An 18,083-nucleotide genomic window follows, 5' to 3' on the forward strand; every position below is an offset into this window, starting at 1 on the left:
CCAGTTGTGCGGGCGTCGCCGGACAGCTACCCTTAGCGTGGTGGCATGATGCCGTTCGAGAAAATCGAGTAAAGCCTTCATGAAGGTCATTGAACGCTACATCATGCGGCGCACTTTCGTTGTCTTCATCGCAGCGCTGGTCTGGACGCTGGCCATCGTGTGGACGACGCAGGTGCTGGCCAAGATCAATCTGGTCACGGACAGCGGCCAGTCGGCCTTGACCTTCTTCGAGGTCGCGTCTCTCATTCTCCCTTCTATCGTTCCGATCGTCGTGCCTTTCGCGCTCGTGGTGGCGGTCGCGCAGACACTCAGCGTGATGAATTCGGATTCGGAACTCGCGGTGGTCAATGCATCGGGTGCCTCGCGCTGGACCATCGTGCGGCCGATCATGCTGCTGGCGCTGGCCGCCAGCGTCTTTTCATTCGCCGTGGACAACGGCATCGACCCCTATGCACGACAGAAGAACCGCGCCCTGGTGGCGGAGTCGCGCGCCGACCTTTTGTCGCTGATCATTCAGGAAGGCACCTTCCGCAAGATCGAGGAAGGACTGTTCCTGCAGATTGGCGAGCGGCTTCCCGACAACCGGCTGGGTGGCATCTTCGTCGCCGATTCCCGTGAGGAAGGCGTCAATCTCGTCTATTATGCCAAGACCGGCAGCATCATCGAGCGGGGCGGCGAAAAGGTGCTGATGATGAACGACGGCGTCATCCATCGCAAGACGCTGACAGGCGACCTCAGTGTCATCCGGTTCACGTCCTATGCCTTCGACATGTCGGCCTTCATGTCGGCGGCCAACCAGGTGACGCTCCTGCCAAAAGACCAGACCACCCAGTACCTGCTCAATCCAAGCCCCAACGACAAGAACTACCAGCAAAGTCCGCAGGAGTACCGGGCGGAGATCGACCAGCGGTTTTCGGAATGGACATACTCCATGGTTTTCGCACTGATCGCGCTCGCGGTCGCGGGAGACGCGCGTTCGCATCGCGAGGCGCGCGTCAATCCGCTGATCACCGCCATCGCGATATCGCTGTTCGTACGCTGGCTGGGATTCTTCGCCGCAAGCAAGGCCGACGAGGTCCCGCAATATTCCTATGTGGTCTATGGCATACCGATCGCGGCTTCCGCGGTGGCGATCTGGTTCATTGTGTCGAACCGGACCATGGAACTGCCGGTTGCCTGGGCGGACTGGATGACAAACCTGGCCAGCCGCATCGGTGACGGGTGGAATGCCCTCAAGTCTCGTTTGTCCAGGCGCGACACCTCGGGCCAGGGAGTCGGCTGATGGGCTGGACGCTGGGCCGTTACTTCTTCTTCCGTTACGTGGCGATCACGATCTGGTTCTTCATCGGCCTTCTGGCGCTGGTGTTCCTGATCGATTTCACGGAATTGTCGGGCCGCACCACTGGCCTGCCGGGCTTCACCTATGGGACGGCGATGGCCATTTCAGGCCTTCGAATGCCCATGATCATGCTGCAGACGGTGCCGTTTGTCGGCTTGTTCTCGGCGATGGCGACGCTGGTTTCGCTCAACCGGCGTTACGAACTCGTTATCGCGCGGTCCGCGGGCGTCTCCGCCTGGCAGTTCCTTTTGCCGTGCTGCATCGGCGCATTGCTGTTCGGCGTCGTGTCGGTCGGGATCATCAACCCGCTTGCCGCCCACGCTTTCTCCTTGTCCGAACAGATCGAGACCGAGCTGCGCTCCGGCAAGTCCAATACCGTTTCAGCCGATGCCGCGCCCTGGATTCGCCAGAAAACCAGTTCCGGCGACACGATCATCGGCGCGCGGGCCATCCTCGACCAGGGCCTCGAGATGGCCGACGCCGTGTTTTTCATCCTCGACCAGCAAGGCAACATCGTCGAGCGCAAGGACGCCGCACGGGCCTACCTGCGCGACGGCTATTGGGAATTGCAGGATGTAAAGACGTTCAGGAACGGCACCATCCAGCCCGTCGCGAGCGATCGTGTGCCGACCAATCTGAAGCCGGAATTCGTGCAGGAGCGGCTGGCGCGCCCGGAGACAATTCCCTTCTATGACCTGCCCGGAAAAATCGAGGTTGCCCGTTCCTTCGGCCTCAAGGCAAATGCCTTTGCCATGCAGTTTGATTCGCTGGTGGCGTTGCCGTTCCTGCTCGTCGCCATGACGCTGATTGCGGCAACAGTTTCAATGCGATTTGCGAGGATGGGACAATCGGCAACGATGATTCTGGGTGGCGTCGTTGCCGGGTTTCTGCTTTATGTCGTTTCGGTGCTGGTGAAGGCGTTCGGCGTGGCGGGGTTCGTGCCGACTGCCATAGCCGCCTGGGTGCCGGTCGTGGTAGCTATGTTCTTCGGGGTGACTTTCCTGCTATACAAGGAAGACGGCTAGTGAGGGAGGCGTTTTTGCCCAGCGACAGGCAGGCCCATTTGGCGCGCCTTTATGCGGCGAGCGCCTTGGCGTGCCTGCTTGCCTGCGGCGTCCCGGTGCCGGCCTTCGCGCAGGAGGTCGGCAACTTGGCGACCACCGTTCCATCCGGTTCGCAGATGCTGCTGGCCGCCGACACGCTGGAATACAACAACGACAACCAGACCGTGACCGCCGTCGGCGGCGTGCAGATCGACTACGGCGGCAACCGCCTCGTCGCCCAGAAGGTCGTCTACAACCGCAACACCAAGCGGATGGTTGCCAGTGGCAATGTCGAAATCGTCAACAGCGACGGCACGAAGATCAATTCACAACACATCGACATCACCGACGATTTCGCCGACGGTTTCGTCAACGCGCTGCGCGTTGAAACGGTCGACAAGGCCTATTTCGCCGCCGAAAGCGCCGAACGCATGGGCGGCGTGCTGACCACCTTCCACAATGGTGTCTACACCGCCTGCGAACCGTGCGAGGACAAGCCCGACAAGGCGCCGACATGGCGCGTCAAAGCCAGGAAGATCATCTGGAACGGTGAGAAGAAGACGGTTCGCTTCGAGAACGCGAATTTCGAGTTCTTCGGCTTTCCGCTGGCTTACCTGCCGGCGTTCGAGATCGCCGATCCCACCGTGAAGCGCAAGAGCGGCTTCCTGATCCCCAGCATCGGCTACAACAGCCATCTGGGGTATAGCGTCAAGGTTCCCTATTATTTCGCCCTTTCGCCGACATATGATCTGACGGTGACCGGAAGCGGTTACACCAAGCAGGGCTTCCTCGGCGAAGCCGAATGGCGCCAGCGCTTCAACAACGGCGAATACACATTTAAGGTCGCCGGGATCCAGCAGCAGGATCCGGACGCTTTTCTCGATGCCGCCGGTTTTCCGCCCTCCGGGAACAATGTGAATTCAGGCGCGGCCGGCGATCCGAACAAGTTCCGCGGCATGATGGGCACGCAGGGGCAGTTCGCCATCAACGAACGCTGGAATTTCGGCTGGGACGTGTTGCTGCAGACCGACAAGAACTTCTCGAATACCTACAACATCGCCAAGTACAATTCATACGTCCACCAGTCGTCGGTCTATTTGACCGGTCTGAACGACCGCAACTATTTCGACGTGCGCGCCATGCATTTCGAAGTTCAGGAAAACACGCCGAACGACAATGCCGCCGCGAGAAGTGGCCAGCAGCCCTGGGTGCTGCCCTCGCTTGATTATGCCTATATCCCCGACACATCGGTCGGCGGCGGCCAGTTGTCGCTCAACGTCAACACGCGCGTCATCCGCCGCGAAGATCTCGACGAGGCTTTCAACACGCCATACGACTCTTCTACGCTTGCTCAGCGCGTGCGCGGCATCGAAGGCGAGTCCGGCCGCCTCACCGCCGAGGCCGAGTGGAAACGGAGCTTCGTCACTGATGACGGGCTGGTATTGACACCGCTGCTGGCATTCCAGGGCGACGTTGATTACGTCCGCGCTTCATCAGCTTCGCTTGCGGCCATTCAGGAGATGGCCGCCAACCCTGTGATAAATACCAGCGAAGACATGCGCTCGTCCTTTGCCCGCTACATGGCGACCGCCGGGCTCGAGATGAGCTGGCCCCTGTTGTTCTCGCTGGCCAGCGGGTCGAGCCACGTTGTCGAGCCGATGGCACAGGTGTTCCTGCGTCCGAACGAACAGTATGTCGGCGGCCTTTCCATTCCCAATGAAGACGCGCAGAGCATGGTTTTCGATGCGACCACGCTGTTCGAGCGCGACAAGTTCTCCGGTTATGACCGTATCGAGGGCGGCTCGCGTGCCAATGTCGGGCTGCGCTATTCCGGCTCCTACATCAATGGCTGGGGGACCAATGCCATCTTCGGCCAATCCTATCAAATTGGCGGCGAGAACTCCTTCGCGGCCCCCGACCTGGTCAATGTCGGCGCAAATTCAGGCCTTGAGACCACCAAGTCCGACTATGTCGGCCTGTTTGGCATAACCAGCCCCAATGGATTCGCGGCCTCGGTCAGCGGCCGGTTCGACGAACAGAGCTTCGAGATCCGCCGCGCCGAGCTGAAAGCTGCCTATTCCGGCCTGCCGGTGTCGTTGAGCGCCAAGTATGCCTTCATCCAGGCCCAGCCGCTCTACGGTTTCACCACCGACCGTCACGAGGTCACGCTGGGTGCATCCACGCATCTTGCCGAGAACTGGCGCGTGTTCGGGACAGGAACCTACGATTTGCAAGAGGGCCTGCTGGTCAAGGACGGGGTGGGCTTCGCCTACAACGATTCCTGCTTCACCTATCTGATGACGTACGCGCAGTCGCGTGACCTGAACACCAGGGAAGTGACGCAAAGCATCGGATTCAACCTCTCGTTCCGCACCCTCGGCGACTTCGGCTCGTCGAGCAACGGAGTCGACACCATCCAATAGGCGGCGACATCGTTTCGCCGCATAGGGCTGGCACGGATTCGCGCATCCGGAACGGGCGGAGCCGGGAATAGAATTGGGATGCCAAGGATGAGGAAATACCTCTTTTCAGCAGGGTTCGCGTTGCTTGTGGCGGCGACATCCGTGTCAATGACCGTCATGACGCCGCCGGCTTTCGCCAGCGAGATCAAATACGTCGTCAACGACATACCGATCACCACCGGTGATATCGCCCATCGTGCCGCCTTCCTGAAGCTGCAGCGCAAAAAGGGTGATGCTGGCCAGGAAATGATCGACCAGACGCTGCGGCTCGCCGAGGCCAGGCGGCTTGGTATCCGCATCAGCGATGCACAGGTCGAGGCCGCCTATCAGCGCTTTGCCGCCAACAACAAGATGCAGCGCGGCCAGCTCGACGGCGTCATGGAAAAATCCGGCGTCGGCAAGGACCATTTCAAGGAGTTCATCCGCGCCCAGATGGCCTGGAACCAGGCCTTGAGCGCGCGCTACCGTTCCGGCGAAGGCGGCAGCGTGACCGAACAGGACGCGGTGCGACGCATGCTCGACAAGGGCGGCGCCAAGCCGAGCGCCATGGAATACATGCTGCAGCAGGTCATCTTCGTCGTGCCGGCGGCCGAACGCAGCGCGACGCTGGCCAAGCGCAAGCGCGAGGCCGACGCCATGCGCGCTCGCTTCAACGGCTGCAACACGACGCGCGAGTTCGCCAAGGGCCTGATCGACGTCACGGTTCGTGATCTCGGCCGGGTTCTGGCGCCGCAACTGCCGCCAGACTGGGCCGAGCAGATCAAAGCGACCAAGGTCGGCGGCGCCACCGTTACGCGCGAGACCGAACGCGGCGTCGAGTTCATCGGCATCTGCTCGTCGCGCGAAGTGTCCGACGACAAGACCGCCCAGATGGTGTTCCAGAGCGAAGGCTCCAACGACAAGGCCGCCGACGATCTCAGCAAGAAATATGTCGACGAACTGAAGGCCAAAGCCCGCATCGTCAAGCGCTGACGTGGGTAGCGCGATGACCGCGCTGGCGTTGAGTGTCGGCGACCCATCGGGTATCGGCCCTGAAATAGCCATCGCCGCCTTCCTTGCGCGTGACGCCGTCGGCTTGCCGCCGTTCTATCTGCTGGCCGACCCGGCTGTGGTCGCCGCGCGCGCACACCGCCTTGGCATTTTGCTGCCCGTCCAGGAGGTGACGCCGGTGCAGGCGATCGAGGTCTTTGGCCACGCCTTGCCGATCGTTCCGCTGACGGCGCGCTTCATCGACAGCCCCGGCCGGCCGGACCCGGCCAATGCGGCCGGCACCATCGAAGCGATCGACCGTGCGGTCGCCGCCTGCCTTGCCGGTGAGGCCGCCGCCGTCGTGACCTGCCCGATTGCCAAGAAGCCTCTCTATGATGCGGGCTTCCTTTTTCCCGGCCACACCGAATATCTGGCGCATCTCGCGGCTCGGCACAGCGGCGTCGAGGCGATGCCGGTGATGATGCTGGCAGGCCCCGACCTGCGCACCGTTCCCGTCACCATCCACATCGCCCTGGCCGAGGTGCCGAAGGTCCTGAGCACCGAATTGATCGTCGCGACCGCGCGCATCGCCGCGGCCGACCTTGCCAGCCGCTTCGGCATCGCCAGGCCGCGGCTCGCCATTGCCGGCCTCAATCCGCATGCCGGCGAAGGCGGCTCGATGGGCACGGAAGACGAGCACATCGTGCGCCCGGCGGTCGACATCCTGCGCGCCGAAGGCATCGACGCTTTCGGCCCCCTGCCCGCCGACACGCTGTTCCATGCCCGGGCGCGGGCAGGTTACGACGCGGCACTTTGCATGTATCACGATCAGGCCTTGATCCCGGCCAAGGCGCTGGCCTTCGACGAGGCGGTCAACGTCACGCTGGGCCTGCCCTTCATCCGCACCTCGCCCGACCATGGCACCGCCTTCGACATCGCCGGCAAGGGCATTGCGCGGCCCGACAGCCTGATCGCGGCGCTGAAGCTCGCCAGAAAACTCGCCGACACCGACGCAAGGGCCGCGGCCGCATGAGCATCGATGGGCTGCCGCCGCTGCGCGAAGTCATCGAGCGTCATGGACTGCAGGCGAAAAAGGCGCTTGGGCAGAACTTCCTGCTCGACCTCAATTTGACAGGCAAGATCGCGCGCAGCGCCGGCGACCTGACAAATGCCACGGTGATCGAGGTCGGGCCCGGGCCCGGAGGGCTGACGAGGGCGCTGCTTTCCAACGGCGCCCGCCGGGTCGTTGCCATAGAGCGCGACGAACGCTGCCTGGCAGCGCTTGCCGAAGTCTCGGCTCATTACCCCGGCCGGCTGGAGGTGATTTCGGGCGACGCGCTGAAGACCGACTTCGCCGCCCTCGCCGCAGAGGCGGCTGGAGATAGCGGGCAGGTGCGGATCGTGGCCAATCTGCCCTACAATATCGGCACGGAACTGCTGGTCAGATGGCTGACGGTCACGGACTGGCCGCCCTTCTACGCCTCCATGACATTGATGTTCCAGCGTGAGGTCGCCCAGCGCATCGTCGCAGCGCCCGACAGCGACGCCTATGGCCGGCTGGGTGTGCTCGCCGGCTGGCGCACGCAGGCCAGGATCGCCTTCGACGTGCCGCCTCAGGCCTTCACGCCACCGCCCAAGGTCACCTCTTCGGTGGTGCATCTCGAGCCCCGCGCGACACCCCTGCCCGCCGATGTGAAGAAACTCGCTCGGGTCACGGAAGCCGCCTTCGGCCAACGCCGAAAGATGCTGCGGCAAAGCGTGAAAAGCCTCGGCGGCGAGGCCTTGCTCGAACGAGTGGGGATCGACCCGACACGACGCGCCGAAACGCTTAGCGTCGAGGAGTTCGTGCGGCTGACCAATGCAGTGTAGCTCTCTTCTCGCCGCTCACGCAGGGAGAAGGAAAAAAGCGGTCAATCCGTCTTCTCGTCCAGCAAGCCCGACACGAAATCGAAAAGACCTGGCCGGCGGTCGCGGCGCAGCCGCTCTGCCACGACGATGCCGCGCACTTCGGCGAAAGCACGGTCTAGATCGTCGTTGACGATGACGAAGTCATATTCCTTCCAGTGCTCGATCTCGTTGCGGGCGTTCTTCAGCCGCGTCTCGATCACCGCTTCCTGATCCTCGGCGCGGCGCTTCAGCCGCGCCTTCAATTCCTTCATCGACGGAGGCAGGATGAAGATCGAGACGATGTCGGCGCGCATCTTCTCCTTGAGCTGCTGGGCGCCCTGCCAGTCGATGTCGAACAGCATGTCGCGTCCCTGCGCCAGCGCCAGTTCGGCAGGTTCACGCGGCGTCGCATAGCAATTGCCATGCACCTCGGCCCATTCGAGCAGCGCGTCGGAATCACGCAGCCGCTCGAATTCGCGCATCGTGCGGAAATGGTAGTGAACGCCCTCGATTTCCGAGCCGCGGCGAGGCCTTGTGGTGACCGAGACCGACAGTTCGAGGCTGGAATCGCTCTCAAGAAGATTGCGCGCGATCGTCGACTTGCCGGCACCCGATGGTGACGACAGGACGAGCATCAACCCCCGGCGGCGGATGCGGGACCCCAAATCCCTGGCAACCATCGGTTCCTTGGCAACCATCGGCTACTCCAGATTCTGGACCTGTTCGCGAAACTGGTCGACGACCGCCTTCAGTTCCAGTCCGATCGCGGTGACGGCGGCGGCATTCGACTTCGAACACAGCGTATTCGATTCGCGGTTAAATTCCTGTGCCAGAAAATCGAGCTTGCGGCCAACGGCGCCGCCGCCCTCGAGCAAGGCCCGGCCAGACGCGACATGCGTTTTCAGCCGGTCGATCTCCTCGCGAATATCGGCCTTGGTGGCAAGAAACGCCGCCTCCATGTGCAATCGGCTTGCATCCAGATTGGCGGATGCATCCATCAACAGCCTGACCTGCTCGGCGATGCGTTCGCGGATCGCCGCCGTATCGCGCGACGGATCCGCTTCCGCGCGCAGGGTCAGTGTCTCGATAACGTCGATATGACCGGACAAAAGCAGGGCCAATGCGGCACCTTCGCCTTGCCGGGCCTGTTCCAGGCCGTTCAGCGCCACGTCGAGCGCGGCCATGATGGCGGTGTCGAGCGCGGCCCGCGCCTCGTCGGTTTCGATGGTTTCGGGAACGTCGAGCACACCACGCAGCGACAGCAAACCGTCAGCCGTTGCGGGCGCGACGCCGAACTGTTCCTGCAATCGCTTGGCCAGGCCGGCGAGATCTTTCAAAAACACCTCGTTGACGACTGGTTGCGCCTGCGCGCCGGCGGCACGGCCGATGGTCAACGTCGCCTGGAAGTTGCCGCGCGCGAAACGCTTCTGCAGCGTTTGCCGAAGCACAGGCTCCAACCGCTCGAACCCTTGAGGCAGCCGCAACCGTACCTCGACGCTCTTGCCGTTGACGGATTTGACTTCCCAGGCAATGGAGGTGCCGTCATGCTCGGCGACGGCGCGCGCAAAACCGGTCATGCTCTGCAAATTCATGTCGCCTGCACATCCCTGGCGCCTCACCCCGAAACCGGTTTTCCGGAGGGACGAGTGCGGCTTAACTTAAAATGACCATTCCGCGAATACGTCGAAATTGGACGCCTGGCGTTCCTTCAAATGTCAGGCCGCCGCCTTCCAGGCAACGCTTTTCTTCGCCTTACTGGGCCGCGCCCGCATCACCGCCAGCATCGCCATCGATGCCGCTGTCAATGGCAGGCTTCTCGTCAGCTGGCTTGTCGTCAGCAGGCTTGTCGGCACTGCCGCTGGCACCGGCGGCAGCAGCGGCCTTGGCTGCCTCATCGGCCTGCTTCTTCTGCAGCGCGCGATAGCGGGCGACGTTTTCATTATGCTCGTTCAGCGTCGAGGCAAAGACGTGACCGCCCGTGCCGTCGGCGACGAAATAGAGATCGTCGGTCTTCGACGGGTTGGCCACGGCCTCGAGGGCCGCGCGGCCTGGATTGGCGATGGGCGTCGGCGGCAAGCCGCTGATCACATAGGTGTTGTAAGGCGTCTGCTTCTGGATGTCGGACTGATAGATCGGGCGATCCGCCGGCTTGCCCTTGCCGCCAAACAGACCGTAGATGATGGTCGGATCGGACTGCAGGCGCATGCCCTTGGCCAACCGATTCAGGAAGACGGCGGCCACGCGCGAGCGTTCGTCGCCCTTGCCGGTTTCCTTCTCGACGATCGAGGCCAGGGTGACAAAGTCCTCGACGCTGGCCAGGGGCAGATCCGGCGAGCGCCGCTGCCACACCTCATCGACCAGTTTCTTCTGATCGGCGAGCAGCTTGTCGACCATCTGCTGACGCGTTGCGCCACGCGTGAAGCGCAGCGTGTCGGTGGCAAGGCTGCCTTCAGGGGGTGTCTTCGCCGGCATATCGCCGCTCAAAGCCGGTTCGTCGGCGATGCGCTGCAAGGCCTGCTCGACCGTCAGCCCCTCGGGAATAGTCAGCGAATACATCACCGACTTGCCGCTCTTCAGCAGTTCCATGATGTCGCGCATGGATGCCCTGGGCTTGATCTCGTACTCACCGGCCTTGAGCGCGGAATCGTTGCCGAAGGCACGCACCCCGAGGCGGAATACGCGGGCGTCGCTGATCAATCCGCGGCGCTCGAGCTGGTCGGCAATGTCCTGGACGCCGGTGCTGGGCTTGACGAGGAAAGTGTCGCCATTGGCGGATGGGCCGGGTTCGGTAAACTCCTGCTTGCCGAAATAGAGGGCCACGCCCGCCGCCAGAACGATCAGCATCACCGCCGAGATGACGAAGTTCATGAACACGACGACCTGGCTGCGCGAAGCACGCGAACGTTTCGGCGGCGGTGTTCCGGCTTCCGGCCGCAAGGCTTCGCTGGCCGTCTTCGGCACGATCGGCCCGGTGTTCGCCGGCCTTTGCCCGAATTCTCCGTTGCCCGACGGATTAGTGTTCATGTCGCCCTACCGTTCGATCTCTCAACGAATCCCCTGCGGCAGAGTAGGGGCGAATATGGCAAAATTGACGGCACGCCAAAGCATTGCACGGTAACCGGACCGTCAGCCATTATACCGCTGGAAGACGAGCGAGGCGTTGGTGCCACCGAAGCCGAAGGAATTGGACAGTGCCACGTCGATCTGGCGGACGCGTGGCTTGTTCGGCACCAGGTCGATCGCCGTTTCGCGTTCTGGATTGTCGAGGTTGATGGTCGCCGGTGCGATATTGTCGCGGATGGCGAGAATCGAAAAGATCGCTTCGGCCGCGCCTGCCGCTCCCAGCAAATGGCCGATCGACGACTTGGTCGACGACATCGAAATCTTCGACGCCGCATCGCCGACCAGCCGCTCGACGGCGCCGAGTTCGATCGTATCGGCCATGGTCGAGGTGCCGTGCGCATTGATGTAGTCGACATCGGCCGGCGTAAGCTTTGCCCGGTTCAACGCCGCCGTCATGCAACGGAAAGCGCCATCGCCATCTTCAGCCGGTGCGGTGATGTGATAGGCATCGCCGGTCAGGCCGTAGCCGGTCACCTCGGCATAGATCTTGGCGCCGCGCGCCTTGGCATGCTCAAGCTCCTCCAGCACGAGGACGCCGGCGCCCTCGCCCATGACGAAGCCGTCACGGTCGCGGTCATAGGGCCGCGAGGCCGTTTGCGGGGTATCGTTGCGCTCGGTCGACAGCGCCCGGCATGCGGCGAAGCCGGCGAGCGACAGCCGGGTCACCGGCGATTCGGCGCCGCCAGCCAGCATGATGTCGGCATCGCCGAAGATGATCAGCCGGGCGGCGTCGCCAATGGCGTGCGCGCCGGTCGAGCAAGCGGTGACGACAGCGTGGTTGGGGCCTTTCAACCCGTGCCGGATCGAAACCTGGCCCGACACGAGATTGATGATGTTTCCGGGAATGAAGAACGGGCTGATGCGTCGCGGGCCGCGTTCCTTGAGGATGATCGCGTTCTCGGCGATGCCCTCAAGACCGCCGATACCGGAGCCGATCAGCACACCGGTGGCGCAACGCTCCTCCTCGGTTGAAGGCTGCCAGCCGGAATCCTTCAGCGCTTCATCGGCGGCCGCGATCCCGTACAGGATGAAGTCGCCGATCTTGCGGAGTTCCTTCGGCTCAAGAATGGCTTCGGGATTGAGCGTGCCGTTGGAGCCGTCGCCGCGCGGAATGACGTGGGCGATCTTGCAGGCAAGATCGTCCACCTCGAACTCGGTGACGCGCTTGGCAGCGCTGCGGCCGGTCAGCAGTTCCTTCCAGCCGTGCTCGAAGCCCATACCGAACGGCGAAACCAGGCCAAGGCCCGTGACGACGACACGCCTCATCGCAGGTCCTCCCCGGTGACGACTGCGAAAAGCGTCAGGCCGAAGCCTTGTCGATGTACTTCACCGCATCGCCGACCGTCAGGATGGTCTCGGCCGCGTCATCGGGGATCTCGACGCCGAATTCTTCTTCAAACGCCATGACGAGTTCAACCGTGTCGAGGCTGTCAGCGCCCAGATCATCGATGAAGCTCGCCTGCTCCGTCACTTTGTCGGCATCGACGCCAAGGTGCTCGATGACGATCTTCTTGACGCGCTCTGCGGTGTCACTCATTTGGGGCATCCTCGTCTATTGTTTGTCTGTCTTCGTTAGCGGGCGGAATGCCGCTAATCAAGCTGAAAGATGGTCCTGCCGGAAACGCAACGGCCACGGACCGGTTTTTGCCCGAACCGCCGGGTTGCGGGCCGCATTACACGAAAAATAGCCGAGGTCCAAGCCGAAATGGTGGGTTTTCACAGCCCGTCGGCGTTGCTGTCGGACCTCGCTCAGATCATCGCCATACCGCCATTCACATGAATGGTCTGCCCGGTTATGTAGGCGGCCTCGTTCGAAGCCAGATAAGCAACGGCGGACGCCACTTCGGCACTGGTGCCCATGCGCTTGGTGGGGATCGCCGCCATGATCGCCTCTTTCTGCTTGTCATTGAGCTTGTCGGTCATCGCCGATTCGATGAAGCCCGGCGCGACGCAGTTGACGGTGATGTTGCGGGTGGCGATCTCCTGCGCCAGCGATTTGGACAAGCCGATCATGCCGGCCTTGGAGGCGCAGTAATTCGCCTGGCCGGGATTGCCGGTCACCCCGACCACCGAAGTGATGTTGATGATGCGGCCATGGCGGCGGCGCATCATCGGGTGAGTGAGTTCACGGGTCAGCCGGAAAACGGCGGTGAGATTGACCTCCAGCACCGTATCCCAGTCGGCGTCCGACATGCGCACGAACAGGCCGTCCTTGGTGATGCCGGCATTGTTGACCAGGATGTCGACGCCCTCGAGATCGGCCTCCGCCTTCTGGCCGAGTGCCTTGACCTCGTCACGGTTCGACAGGTTGGCCGGGAACAGCTTGACCCGGTCGCCCAATTCGGAGGCCAGCGTCTCCAGTTTCTCAACGCGCGTGCCGTGCAGGCCGACGGTCGCGCCTTGCGCATGCAACACCCTGGCGATCGCCTCGCCGATGCCCCCCGATGCGCCGGTGACAAGCGCCTTGCGGCCGGTCAGTTCGAACATCTCTTGTCCTCTTCTCAAATCGTACGGACGGTTATCGATAAACATCACCCCGATGGCCAATCGTTACCACCAGAATGACCAGACGCTTGTCCTTTACATCGCAGATTACGCGGCAATCCCCAATCCGATATCTCCAAAAACTCGTCAAAGAAGATGTCGGCGGCGAAGAATTCAAGTCACAGCGCAGCCATAGCCGCCTCGACCTCGGCTGCGGAACCCACGGAGGCGGTGGCGATGTCGCGGTTGATGCGACGAGCCAGTCCTGAGAGCACCTTGCCGGCACCGATCTCGTAAAGCGTGGTGACGCCGTTGGCGCCGAACCACTCCACCGTTTCGCGCCAGCGGACGCGACCGGTCACCTGCTCGACCAGCCGCCCGGCGATCCCGTCGGGATCGGTCGACGGCTGCACCGATACGTTGGACACCACGGGAACGATTGGCGCGGTCTTTGTCACGCCGGCAAGTGCCTCGCGCATGACATTGGCGGCCGGCGTCATCAGCGCGGAATGGAAGGGCGCCGAAACCTGCAGCATCAGCGCCCGTTTGGCGCCTTTTTCGGTGCACAGTTTCGCTGCCAGTTCAACCGCCGCCTTCGCCCCTGATATGACCAGTTGGCCGCCGCCATTGTCGTTCGCCACCTGGCAGACGGCCCCCTTGCCGGCCCCAAGGGCGGCCTCAGCACAGGCGGCTTCGACATCGGCCTGCTCCAACCCGATGATCGCCGCCATGGCGCCCTCGCCGGCCGGCACCGCTGCCTGCATGGCGTTGCCGCGGATGCGCAGCAGGCGGGCGGCATCGGCAACGGAAACGAAGCCGGCGGCGGCGAGTGCCGAATATTCGCCCAGCGAATGGCCGGCGACATAAGCGACCTTGTCCTTCAGCGAGAAGCCGCGCGATTCCAGCGCCTTGACGGCGGCAAGCGACACCGCCATCAGCGCCGGCTGCGCGTTGGCCGTCAGCGTCAGCGTCTCTTCGGGACCTTCCCAGATCAGCTTCGACAGGTTTTCGCCGAGCGCGTCATCGACTTCCTGGAAAATCCTGCGTGCCTCGGGAAAGGCATCCGCAAGATCCTTGCCCATGCCGACAGCCTGGCTACCCTGTCCCGGAAAGGTGAATGCAACGGCCATGCGAGGGCTCCCCTGACTGGTTTTGCTTGCCTGATACTACGAATTTTCCCTGCCTGTGACGCAAGGCAGGCCGCCAAGTCAAGCCACTTCAGCCCACGCCAATGGGCCCATCCCCGCGCGAGTGCCTGTTCCGAAAGGCTTTTTGGCGATCACACCTGATGAAAACCGCTCACGAATCGTTCGCTGGCTCTTCTTATTTCCGCCACAGGCGCTAGCTTTGCGTGACAATTATATGACAATCGAATGACGTGGGTTGTCTTTGGGCGGGAAGTTGAAGTGGCAAAGAGTTTCAAACGTGCCGGCAACGCGGCGCCGCAGTTCCTGGAAGACGATCCGTCCACCGGCTATCTGCCGGACCGTAGATGGCCTGTCGTCCGCTACGGGCTGATCAGCCTGGCGATCTCGGCCGTCCTGGTGTTCGCCATCGAACTGATCGTGCGCGGTGATGTCGCCGGCACCGTTTTCTTCTTCCTGCAGCCGTTCAAGCCGGGCTGGACAACTATCGTCGTCTTCGCGCTGGTCCTGATCGGTCTCGACGCGGTGCTCGGCCGCAGCCATCAGAGCCTGATGATCGTCGCGCCGCTGACCTTGTCGCTGGCCTTTGTCGGCCACCAGAAGTCGCATTATCTCGGCGATCCGCTCTACCCGACGGATTTCCTCTACGCCCGCCAGATCTTCGCCCTGCTGCCGCTCTTGGTGCGCGAGCGGCCAATGACAGCGCTGGCCATGGTCGCGGGCATCGTCGCCGGCCTGTCCCTGCTCGTCTACGGCTGGCGGCTATGGCGCTGCAAGGTTCCGGCCCTCAGCCGCAAGGGCCGCCTTGCCCGGCTGACGCTGGCGGTGCCGCTGCTCGCCTTCTTCGTCTCGATCATGGATTACGCCACCTTCTCGTGGACCAGGGACCGGCTGCAGATCATCCCGATCATGTGGGACCAGAAGGAAAACTACGCCTCCAACGGCTTCGCGCTCGCCTTCGCGCTCAACGTGCCGATGGCGCATGTCTCGGCACCGCCGGGCTATTCCGACAAGGCGATCGCGGCGATCGAGCGGCCCGAGGTGACCGCCTCGGTGCCGGCCCAGAAGCCGGACATCATCATCGTCATGAGCGAATCCTTCTGGGATCCAACCAAGCTACCCGGAGTCACCATCACTCCCGATCCGATGCCCAATGTGCGGGCGCTCCGCTCGGGCTCGATGTTCTCGCCCGAATTCGGCGGCATGACCGCCAACATCGAATTCGAAGCGCTGACCGGCTTTTCCAATGCTTTCCTGCCGGCCGGCAGCATCCCCTACCAGCAATATGTCCGCACCCCGACGCCGTCGATGGCGACCTTCCTGAAGAGCCAAGGCTATAGGGCACGCGCCATCCATCCAGGCACGAACTGGTTCTGGAACCGCGGCGCGGTCTATGCCGATTTCGGTTTCAACGACTTCAAATCGGAAGAGACGCTGCCGCCCATGGAAAAGCGCGGACCGCTGGCATCCGACGCGGCGATGACCGACGAGATCATACGCGAAGCGGACGCCAGCGAGGACCCGGTGTTCTTCTTCGCCGTCAGTCTGCAGAACCACGGCCCCTATGAACCGAACCGTTATTCGAATCCGACCCATTCGGTGCAAGCGCCGATCAGCCAGTGGGCGCGCGATTCGCTGCTCTCCTACGCCGAAGGTTCAGCCGACGCGGACCGCGGCCTTGAACGGCTGATCGAATGGGCCAAGAGGCGCGAGCGGCCCACGATTGTCGCCTTTTTCGGTGACCACCTGCCGCCGCTCGGACCGGTCTATGTCGAGACCGGCTTCCTGAAGGACAACGTCGCGCCGCGCAAGGAACCGACGCCGGAAGCCGCCCTCGAACATCACGCGACACCGCTGATCATCTGGTCGAACCGCTCCGGCCCGGTCGAGAATCTGGGCACGGTCAGCCCCGCGTTCCTGCCCTATCACATCCTCACCGCCGCCGGCATCACCCACCCTTACTACACCGGCTTCCTGGGCGAGATGCGGGAGCGCTATCGTGTCGTCGACCGCAACCTGCTGCTCACGCCGGCCGGGGCGGCCACGCCAGACTGGTCGCGTCAGAAAGAGATTGACCCGGCGATCCGCGACTTCCGGCTGATCCAGTACGACATGATGTTCGGCAAGCGCCATGCAGCGCCCGACTTCTTCCCCGAAACGGTCGACAAGATCGTCGCCCATACGAGTTGAGCCGATCGGCGGGCGCTTAATTTCCCCTGCCGCCCGCCTTCGGAGCAGCCGCTCAGTTCGTCAATTGCAGCTTCGAAAATTTGTTGGCGATCTGCAGAAACACGTTCGGCAGCTTGGCCGGATCGTTGATGGCATAACGCTGGGATTCGAGGCGGAGGCGCTGTAATGGGTGCGGTTGGCGACCGTTGACGGCATGGCTCAACCCTGTGCGACCTGACATTGCGGTTAAGGGCCGGTTGCCGGGAAAATCGCCGGCCTTGCCGGGCGCTGCCACGTGGGTTCCTGCGGCCTGCGACATCAGGGATGCCGCTTGGCCTTGCTTTATCAGCGGATTGCTTTATAGACGCCGCCAATCTGCCGGTCCCAGCTGGGGGCTGAACGGAGGGCCGGAGGTTTTTTCGAGAACCTTCGTGTGAAGCCAGAAGCGTTTCCGCCTCCCGTGTCTCCGCTCTCGACCGTCTCGTCATGCTCCTTTCTTCCCCGCGCCTTTCGAGGCACATGCGGGTCAGAGAAGTTGCAGAGGCTTTTGCCGCCGGGAACCGGGAGAGAAACGAAGAAAGGCACCAAGACATAATGGCTCTTTACGAACATGTGTTTCTTGCCCGGCAGGACCTCTCGCAGCAGCAGGTCGATGCGCTTGTCGAACAGTACAAGGGCGTCATCTCAGCGAATGGCGGGTCTGTCGGCCGGGTCGAGAACTGGGGACTGAAGTCCCTCACCTACCGGGTCAACAAGAACCGGAAGGCATACTACACGCTGATGGACCTCACCTGCCCGCCGGCAGCGCTCAACGAGATGGAGCGCCAGATGGGTCTGTCCGAGGACGTGCTGCGCTTCCTGACCATCAAGGTCGAGGCGCATGAGGAAGGCCCTTCGGCCATGATGCAGAAGCGCGAAGAGCGCTCCGAGCGCGGTGGCTTCGGCGATCGCGACCGTGGCGATCGGCCGGCCCGCAGCTTCGGCGACCGCGGCGATCGTGGCCCGCGTTCGTTCGGCGATCGCGAAGGCGGCGACCGTGGTCCGCGCCGTCCGCGCGAAGGTTTTGAAGGGGGTGCAGAATAATGGTCGACATCAACCAGATCCCGACCCGGCGCCCTTTCCATCGCCGCCGCAAGACCTGCCCGTTCTCCGGCGCCAACGCCCCGAAGATCGACTACAAGGACGTGCGTCTTTTGCAGCGCTACATTTCCGAGCGCGGCAAGATCGTGCCGTCGCGCATCACCGCGGTCAGCCAGAAGAAGCAGCGCGAGCTCGCCAAGGCAATCAAGCGCGCCCGTTTCCTCGGCCTGCTGCCCTACGTGGTTCGCTAATTCTTCCGAACGGGCGGTTCGCCGCCCGTTCCTGTCACCGGCCATGACGGGCATGACCGGTTAGCGTCAAATCCCGAGTTGAGGTCAAAACCTCTAACTGCCGCGACAGGCAGGACAGCGACACCGGCGGC

Annotated in this window: 18 protein-coding genes and 1 pseudogene; 10 read left to right on the forward strand and 9 right to left on the reverse strand. The window is 62.8% G+C overall.

The window, feature by feature from the left end; all coding sequences use genetic code 11:
* The first annotated feature begins 79 nt into the window (after window positions 1-79).
* From lptF to rsmA, 6 genes are all read left to right on the forward strand, one after another.
* Window positions 80-1,282 (forward strand): LPS export ABC transporter permease LptF, encoded by a 1,203-nt coding sequence (gene lptF, locus MESAU_RS23380; RefSeq protein WP_015318495.1) that lies wholly within the window; start codon window positions 80-82, stop codon window positions 1,280-1,282.
* Complete coding sequence (gene lptG / locus MESAU_RS23385) at window positions 1,279-2,364, forward strand: LPS export ABC transporter permease LptG (protein ID WP_023795292.1); 1,086 nt, start codon at window positions 1,279-1,281, stop codon at window positions 2,362-2,364. Before lptF ends, lptG begins: the two co-directional genes overlap by 4 nt.
* Window positions 2,364-4,805 carry an LPS-assembly protein LptD gene (locus tag MESAU_RS23390; RefSeq protein WP_041163481.1) on the forward strand — a complete coding sequence of 814 codons (2,442 nt, stop codon included), beginning with the start codon at window positions 2,364-2,366 and terminating at the stop codon, window positions 4,803-4,805. The genes lptG and MESAU_RS23390 overlap by 1 nt, the downstream gene beginning before the upstream one ends.
* Window positions 4,806-4,883: 78 nt before the next feature.
* Window positions 4,884-5,816, forward strand: coding sequence for a peptidylprolyl isomerase (locus MESAU_RS23395; protein WP_041163482.1), 933 nt, complete (start codon window positions 4,884-4,886; stop codon window positions 5,814-5,816).
* A 13-nt stretch (window positions 5,817-5,829) separates the two neighbouring features.
* Window positions 5,830-6,846, forward strand: coding sequence for a 4-hydroxythreonine-4-phosphate dehydrogenase PdxA (gene pdxA, locus MESAU_RS23400; protein WP_015318499.1), 1,017 nt, complete (start codon window positions 5,830-5,832; stop codon window positions 6,844-6,846).
* Window positions 6,843-7,682, forward strand: coding sequence for a 16S rRNA (adenine(1518)-N(6)/adenine(1519)-N(6))-dimethyltransferase RsmA (gene rsmA, locus MESAU_RS23405; protein WP_015318500.1), 840 nt, complete (start codon window positions 6,843-6,845; stop codon window positions 7,680-7,682). Before pdxA ends, rsmA begins: the two co-directional genes overlap by 4 nt.
* 41 nt (window positions 7,683-7,723) lie before the next feature.
* Here the strand turns inward: rsmA and gmk are convergent, their stop codons facing one another.
* The 3 genes from gmk to mltG all read right to left on the reverse strand — a co-directional run bounded on the left by gmk (window position 7,724) and on the right by mltG (window position 10,568).
* On the reverse strand, window positions 7,724-8,380 hold the full coding sequence (gene gmk, locus MESAU_RS23410) for a guanylate kinase (RefSeq protein WP_023773399.1): 657 nt from the start codon (window positions 8,378-8,380) through the stop codon (window positions 7,724-7,726).
* Between the two features lie 21 nt (window positions 8,381-8,401).
* The gene (locus MESAU_RS23415) at window positions 8,402-9,292 is read right to left on the reverse strand and encodes a YicC/YloC family endoribonuclease (RefSeq protein WP_015318502.1); all 891 of its coding nucleotides are present in this window, start codon (window positions 9,290-9,292) and stop codon (window positions 8,402-8,404) included.
* 160 nt (window positions 9,293-9,452) lie between these two features.
* On the reverse strand, window positions 9,453-10,568 hold the full coding sequence (gene mltG, locus MESAU_RS23420) for an endolytic transglycosylase MltG (protein ID WP_245262890.1): 1,116 nt from the start codon (window positions 10,566-10,568) through the stop codon (window positions 9,453-9,455).
* Between mltG and MESAU_RS31970 the strand changes: the two genes are divergently transcribed.
* Window positions 10,567-10,818, forward strand: a complete 252-nt coding sequence (locus tag MESAU_RS31970; protein WP_224525637.1) for a hypothetical protein — start codon at window positions 10,567-10,569, stop codon at window positions 10,816-10,818. The genes mltG and MESAU_RS31970 overlap by 2 nt on opposite strands.
* Window positions 10,819-10,826: 8 nt before the next feature.
* Here MESAU_RS31970 and fabF read toward each other — a convergent pair whose 3' ends face one another.
* The 5 genes and pseudogenes from fabF to fabD all read right to left on the reverse strand — a co-directional run bounded on the left by fabF (window position 10,827) and on the right by fabD (window position 14,437).
* A complete protein-coding gene (fabF, locus tag MESAU_RS23425) occupies window positions 10,827-12,089 on the reverse strand; it encodes a beta-ketoacyl-ACP synthase II (protein WP_015318504.1) in 1,263 nt (420 codons plus the stop codon).
* 34 nt (window positions 12,090-12,123) lie between these two features.
* On the reverse strand, window positions 12,124-12,360 hold the full coding sequence (locus MESAU_RS23430) for an acyl carrier protein (protein ID WP_006203723.1): 237 nt from the start codon (window positions 12,358-12,360) through the stop codon (window positions 12,124-12,126).
* 212 nt (window positions 12,361-12,572) lie between these two features.
* On the reverse strand, window positions 12,573-13,310 hold the full coding sequence (fabG, locus tag MESAU_RS23435) for a 3-oxoacyl-[acyl-carrier-protein] reductase (RefSeq protein WP_015318505.1): 738 nt from the start codon (window positions 13,308-13,310) through the stop codon (window positions 12,573-12,575).
* Window positions 13,311-13,341: 31 nt separating this feature from the next.
* Window positions 13,342-13,464: pseudogene (locus MESAU_RS31975) on the reverse strand (type II toxin-antitoxin system RelE family toxin); the annotation flags it as partial.
* A gap of 22 nt (window positions 13,465-13,486) precedes the next feature.
* A complete protein-coding gene (gene fabD / locus MESAU_RS23440; protein WP_015318506.1) occupies window positions 13,487-14,437 on the reverse strand; it encodes an ACP S-malonyltransferase in 951 nt (316 codons plus the stop codon).
* Between the two features lie 243 nt (window positions 14,438-14,680).
* Here fabD and MESAU_RS23445 point away from each other — a divergent pair, with 243 nt between their 5' ends.
* Window positions 14,681-16,642, forward strand: a complete 1,962-nt coding sequence (locus MESAU_RS23445) for an LTA synthase family protein (RefSeq protein WP_015318507.1) — start codon at window positions 14,681-14,683, stop codon at window positions 16,640-16,642.
* A 52-nt stretch (window positions 16,643-16,694) separates the two neighbouring features.
* Here MESAU_RS23445 and MESAU_RS31560 read toward each other — a convergent pair whose 3' ends face one another.
* Window positions 16,695-16,940: a hypothetical protein gene (locus MESAU_RS31560; protein ID WP_041163484.1), complete on the reverse strand. Its 246-nt coding sequence runs from the start codon at window positions 16,938-16,940 to the stop codon at window positions 16,695-16,697.
* A gap of 275 nt (window positions 16,941-17,215) precedes the next feature.
* Here MESAU_RS31560 and rpsF point away from each other — a divergent pair, with 275 nt between their 5' ends.
* Both rpsF and rpsR read left to right on the forward strand, forming a co-directional pair.
* Window positions 17,216-17,704, forward strand: a complete 489-nt coding sequence (gene rpsF / locus MESAU_RS23455; RefSeq protein WP_015318508.1) for a 30S ribosomal protein S6 — start codon at window positions 17,216-17,218, stop codon at window positions 17,702-17,704.
* Window positions 17,704-17,952: a 30S ribosomal protein S18 gene (rpsR, locus tag MESAU_RS23460; protein ID WP_006203718.1), complete on the forward strand. Its 249-nt coding sequence runs from the start codon at window positions 17,704-17,706 to the stop codon at window positions 17,950-17,952. The genes rpsF and rpsR overlap by 1 nt, the downstream gene beginning before the upstream one ends.
* The last annotated feature ends 131 nt before the right edge of the window (window positions 17,953-18,083 follow it).

It is taken from the genome of Mesorhizobium australicum WSM2073 (assembly GCF_000230995.2).
In the GTDB taxonomy this organism is placed as follows: Bacteria; Pseudomonadota; Alphaproteobacteria; order Rhizobiales; family Rhizobiaceae; genus Mesorhizobium; species Mesorhizobium australicum.

Coding starts and splice junctions, on each gene's coding strand:
- lptF (WP_015318495.1), top strand. CDS start 80: ATGAAGGTCATTGAACGCTACATCATGCGGCGCACTTTCGTTGTCTTC.
- MESAU_RS23395 (WP_041163482.1), top strand. CDS start 4,884: ATGCCAAGGATGAGGAAATACCTCTTTTCAGCAGGGTTCGCGTTGCTT.
- pdxA (WP_015318499.1), top strand. CDS start 5,830: ATGACCGCGCTGGCGTTGAGTGTCGGCGACCCATCGGGTATCGGCCCT.
- rsmA (WP_015318500.1), top strand. CDS start 6,843: ATGAGCATCGATGGGCTGCCGCCGCTGCGCGAAGTCATCGAGCGTCAT.
- gmk (WP_023773399.1), bottom strand. CDS start 8,380: ATGGTTGCCAGGGATTTGGGGTCCCGCATCCGCCGCCGGGGGTTGATG.
- MESAU_RS23415 (WP_015318502.1), bottom strand. CDS start 9,292: ATGAATTTGCAGAGCATGACCGGTTTTGCGCGCGCCGTCGCCGAGCAT.
- MESAU_RS31970 (WP_224525637.1), top strand. CDS start 10,567: ATGAACACGACGACCTGGCTGCGCGAAGCACGCGAACGTTTCGGCGGC.
- mltG (WP_245262890.1), bottom strand. CDS start 10,568: ATGAACTTCGTCATCTCGGCGGTGATGCTGATCGTTCTGGCGGCGGGC.
- fabF (WP_015318504.1), bottom strand. CDS start 12,089: ATGAGGCGTGTCGTCGTCACGGGCCTTGGCCTGGTTTCGCCGTTCGGT.
- MESAU_RS23430 (WP_006203723.1), bottom strand. CDS start 12,360: ATGAGTGACACCGCAGAGCGCGTCAAGAAGATCGTCATCGAGCACCTT.
- fabG (WP_015318505.1), bottom strand. CDS start 13,310: ATGTTCGAACTGACCGGCCGCAAGGCGCTTGTCACCGGCGCATCGGGG.
- fabD (WP_015318506.1), bottom strand. CDS start 14,437: ATGGCCGTTGCATTCACCTTTCCGGGACAGGGTAGCCAGGCTGTCGGC.
- MESAU_RS23445 (WP_015318507.1), top strand. CDS start 14,681: ATGACGTGGGTTGTCTTTGGGCGGGAAGTTGAAGTGGCAAAGAGTTTC.
- MESAU_RS31560 (WP_041163484.1), bottom strand. CDS start 16,940: ATGTCGCAGGCCGCAGGAACCCACGTGGCAGCGCCCGGCAAGGCCGGC.
- rpsF (WP_015318508.1), top strand. CDS start 17,216: ATGGCTCTTTACGAACATGTGTTTCTTGCCCGGCAGGACCTCTCGCAG.
- rpsR (WP_006203718.1), top strand. CDS start 17,704: ATGGTCGACATCAACCAGATCCCGACCCGGCGCCCTTTCCATCGCCGC.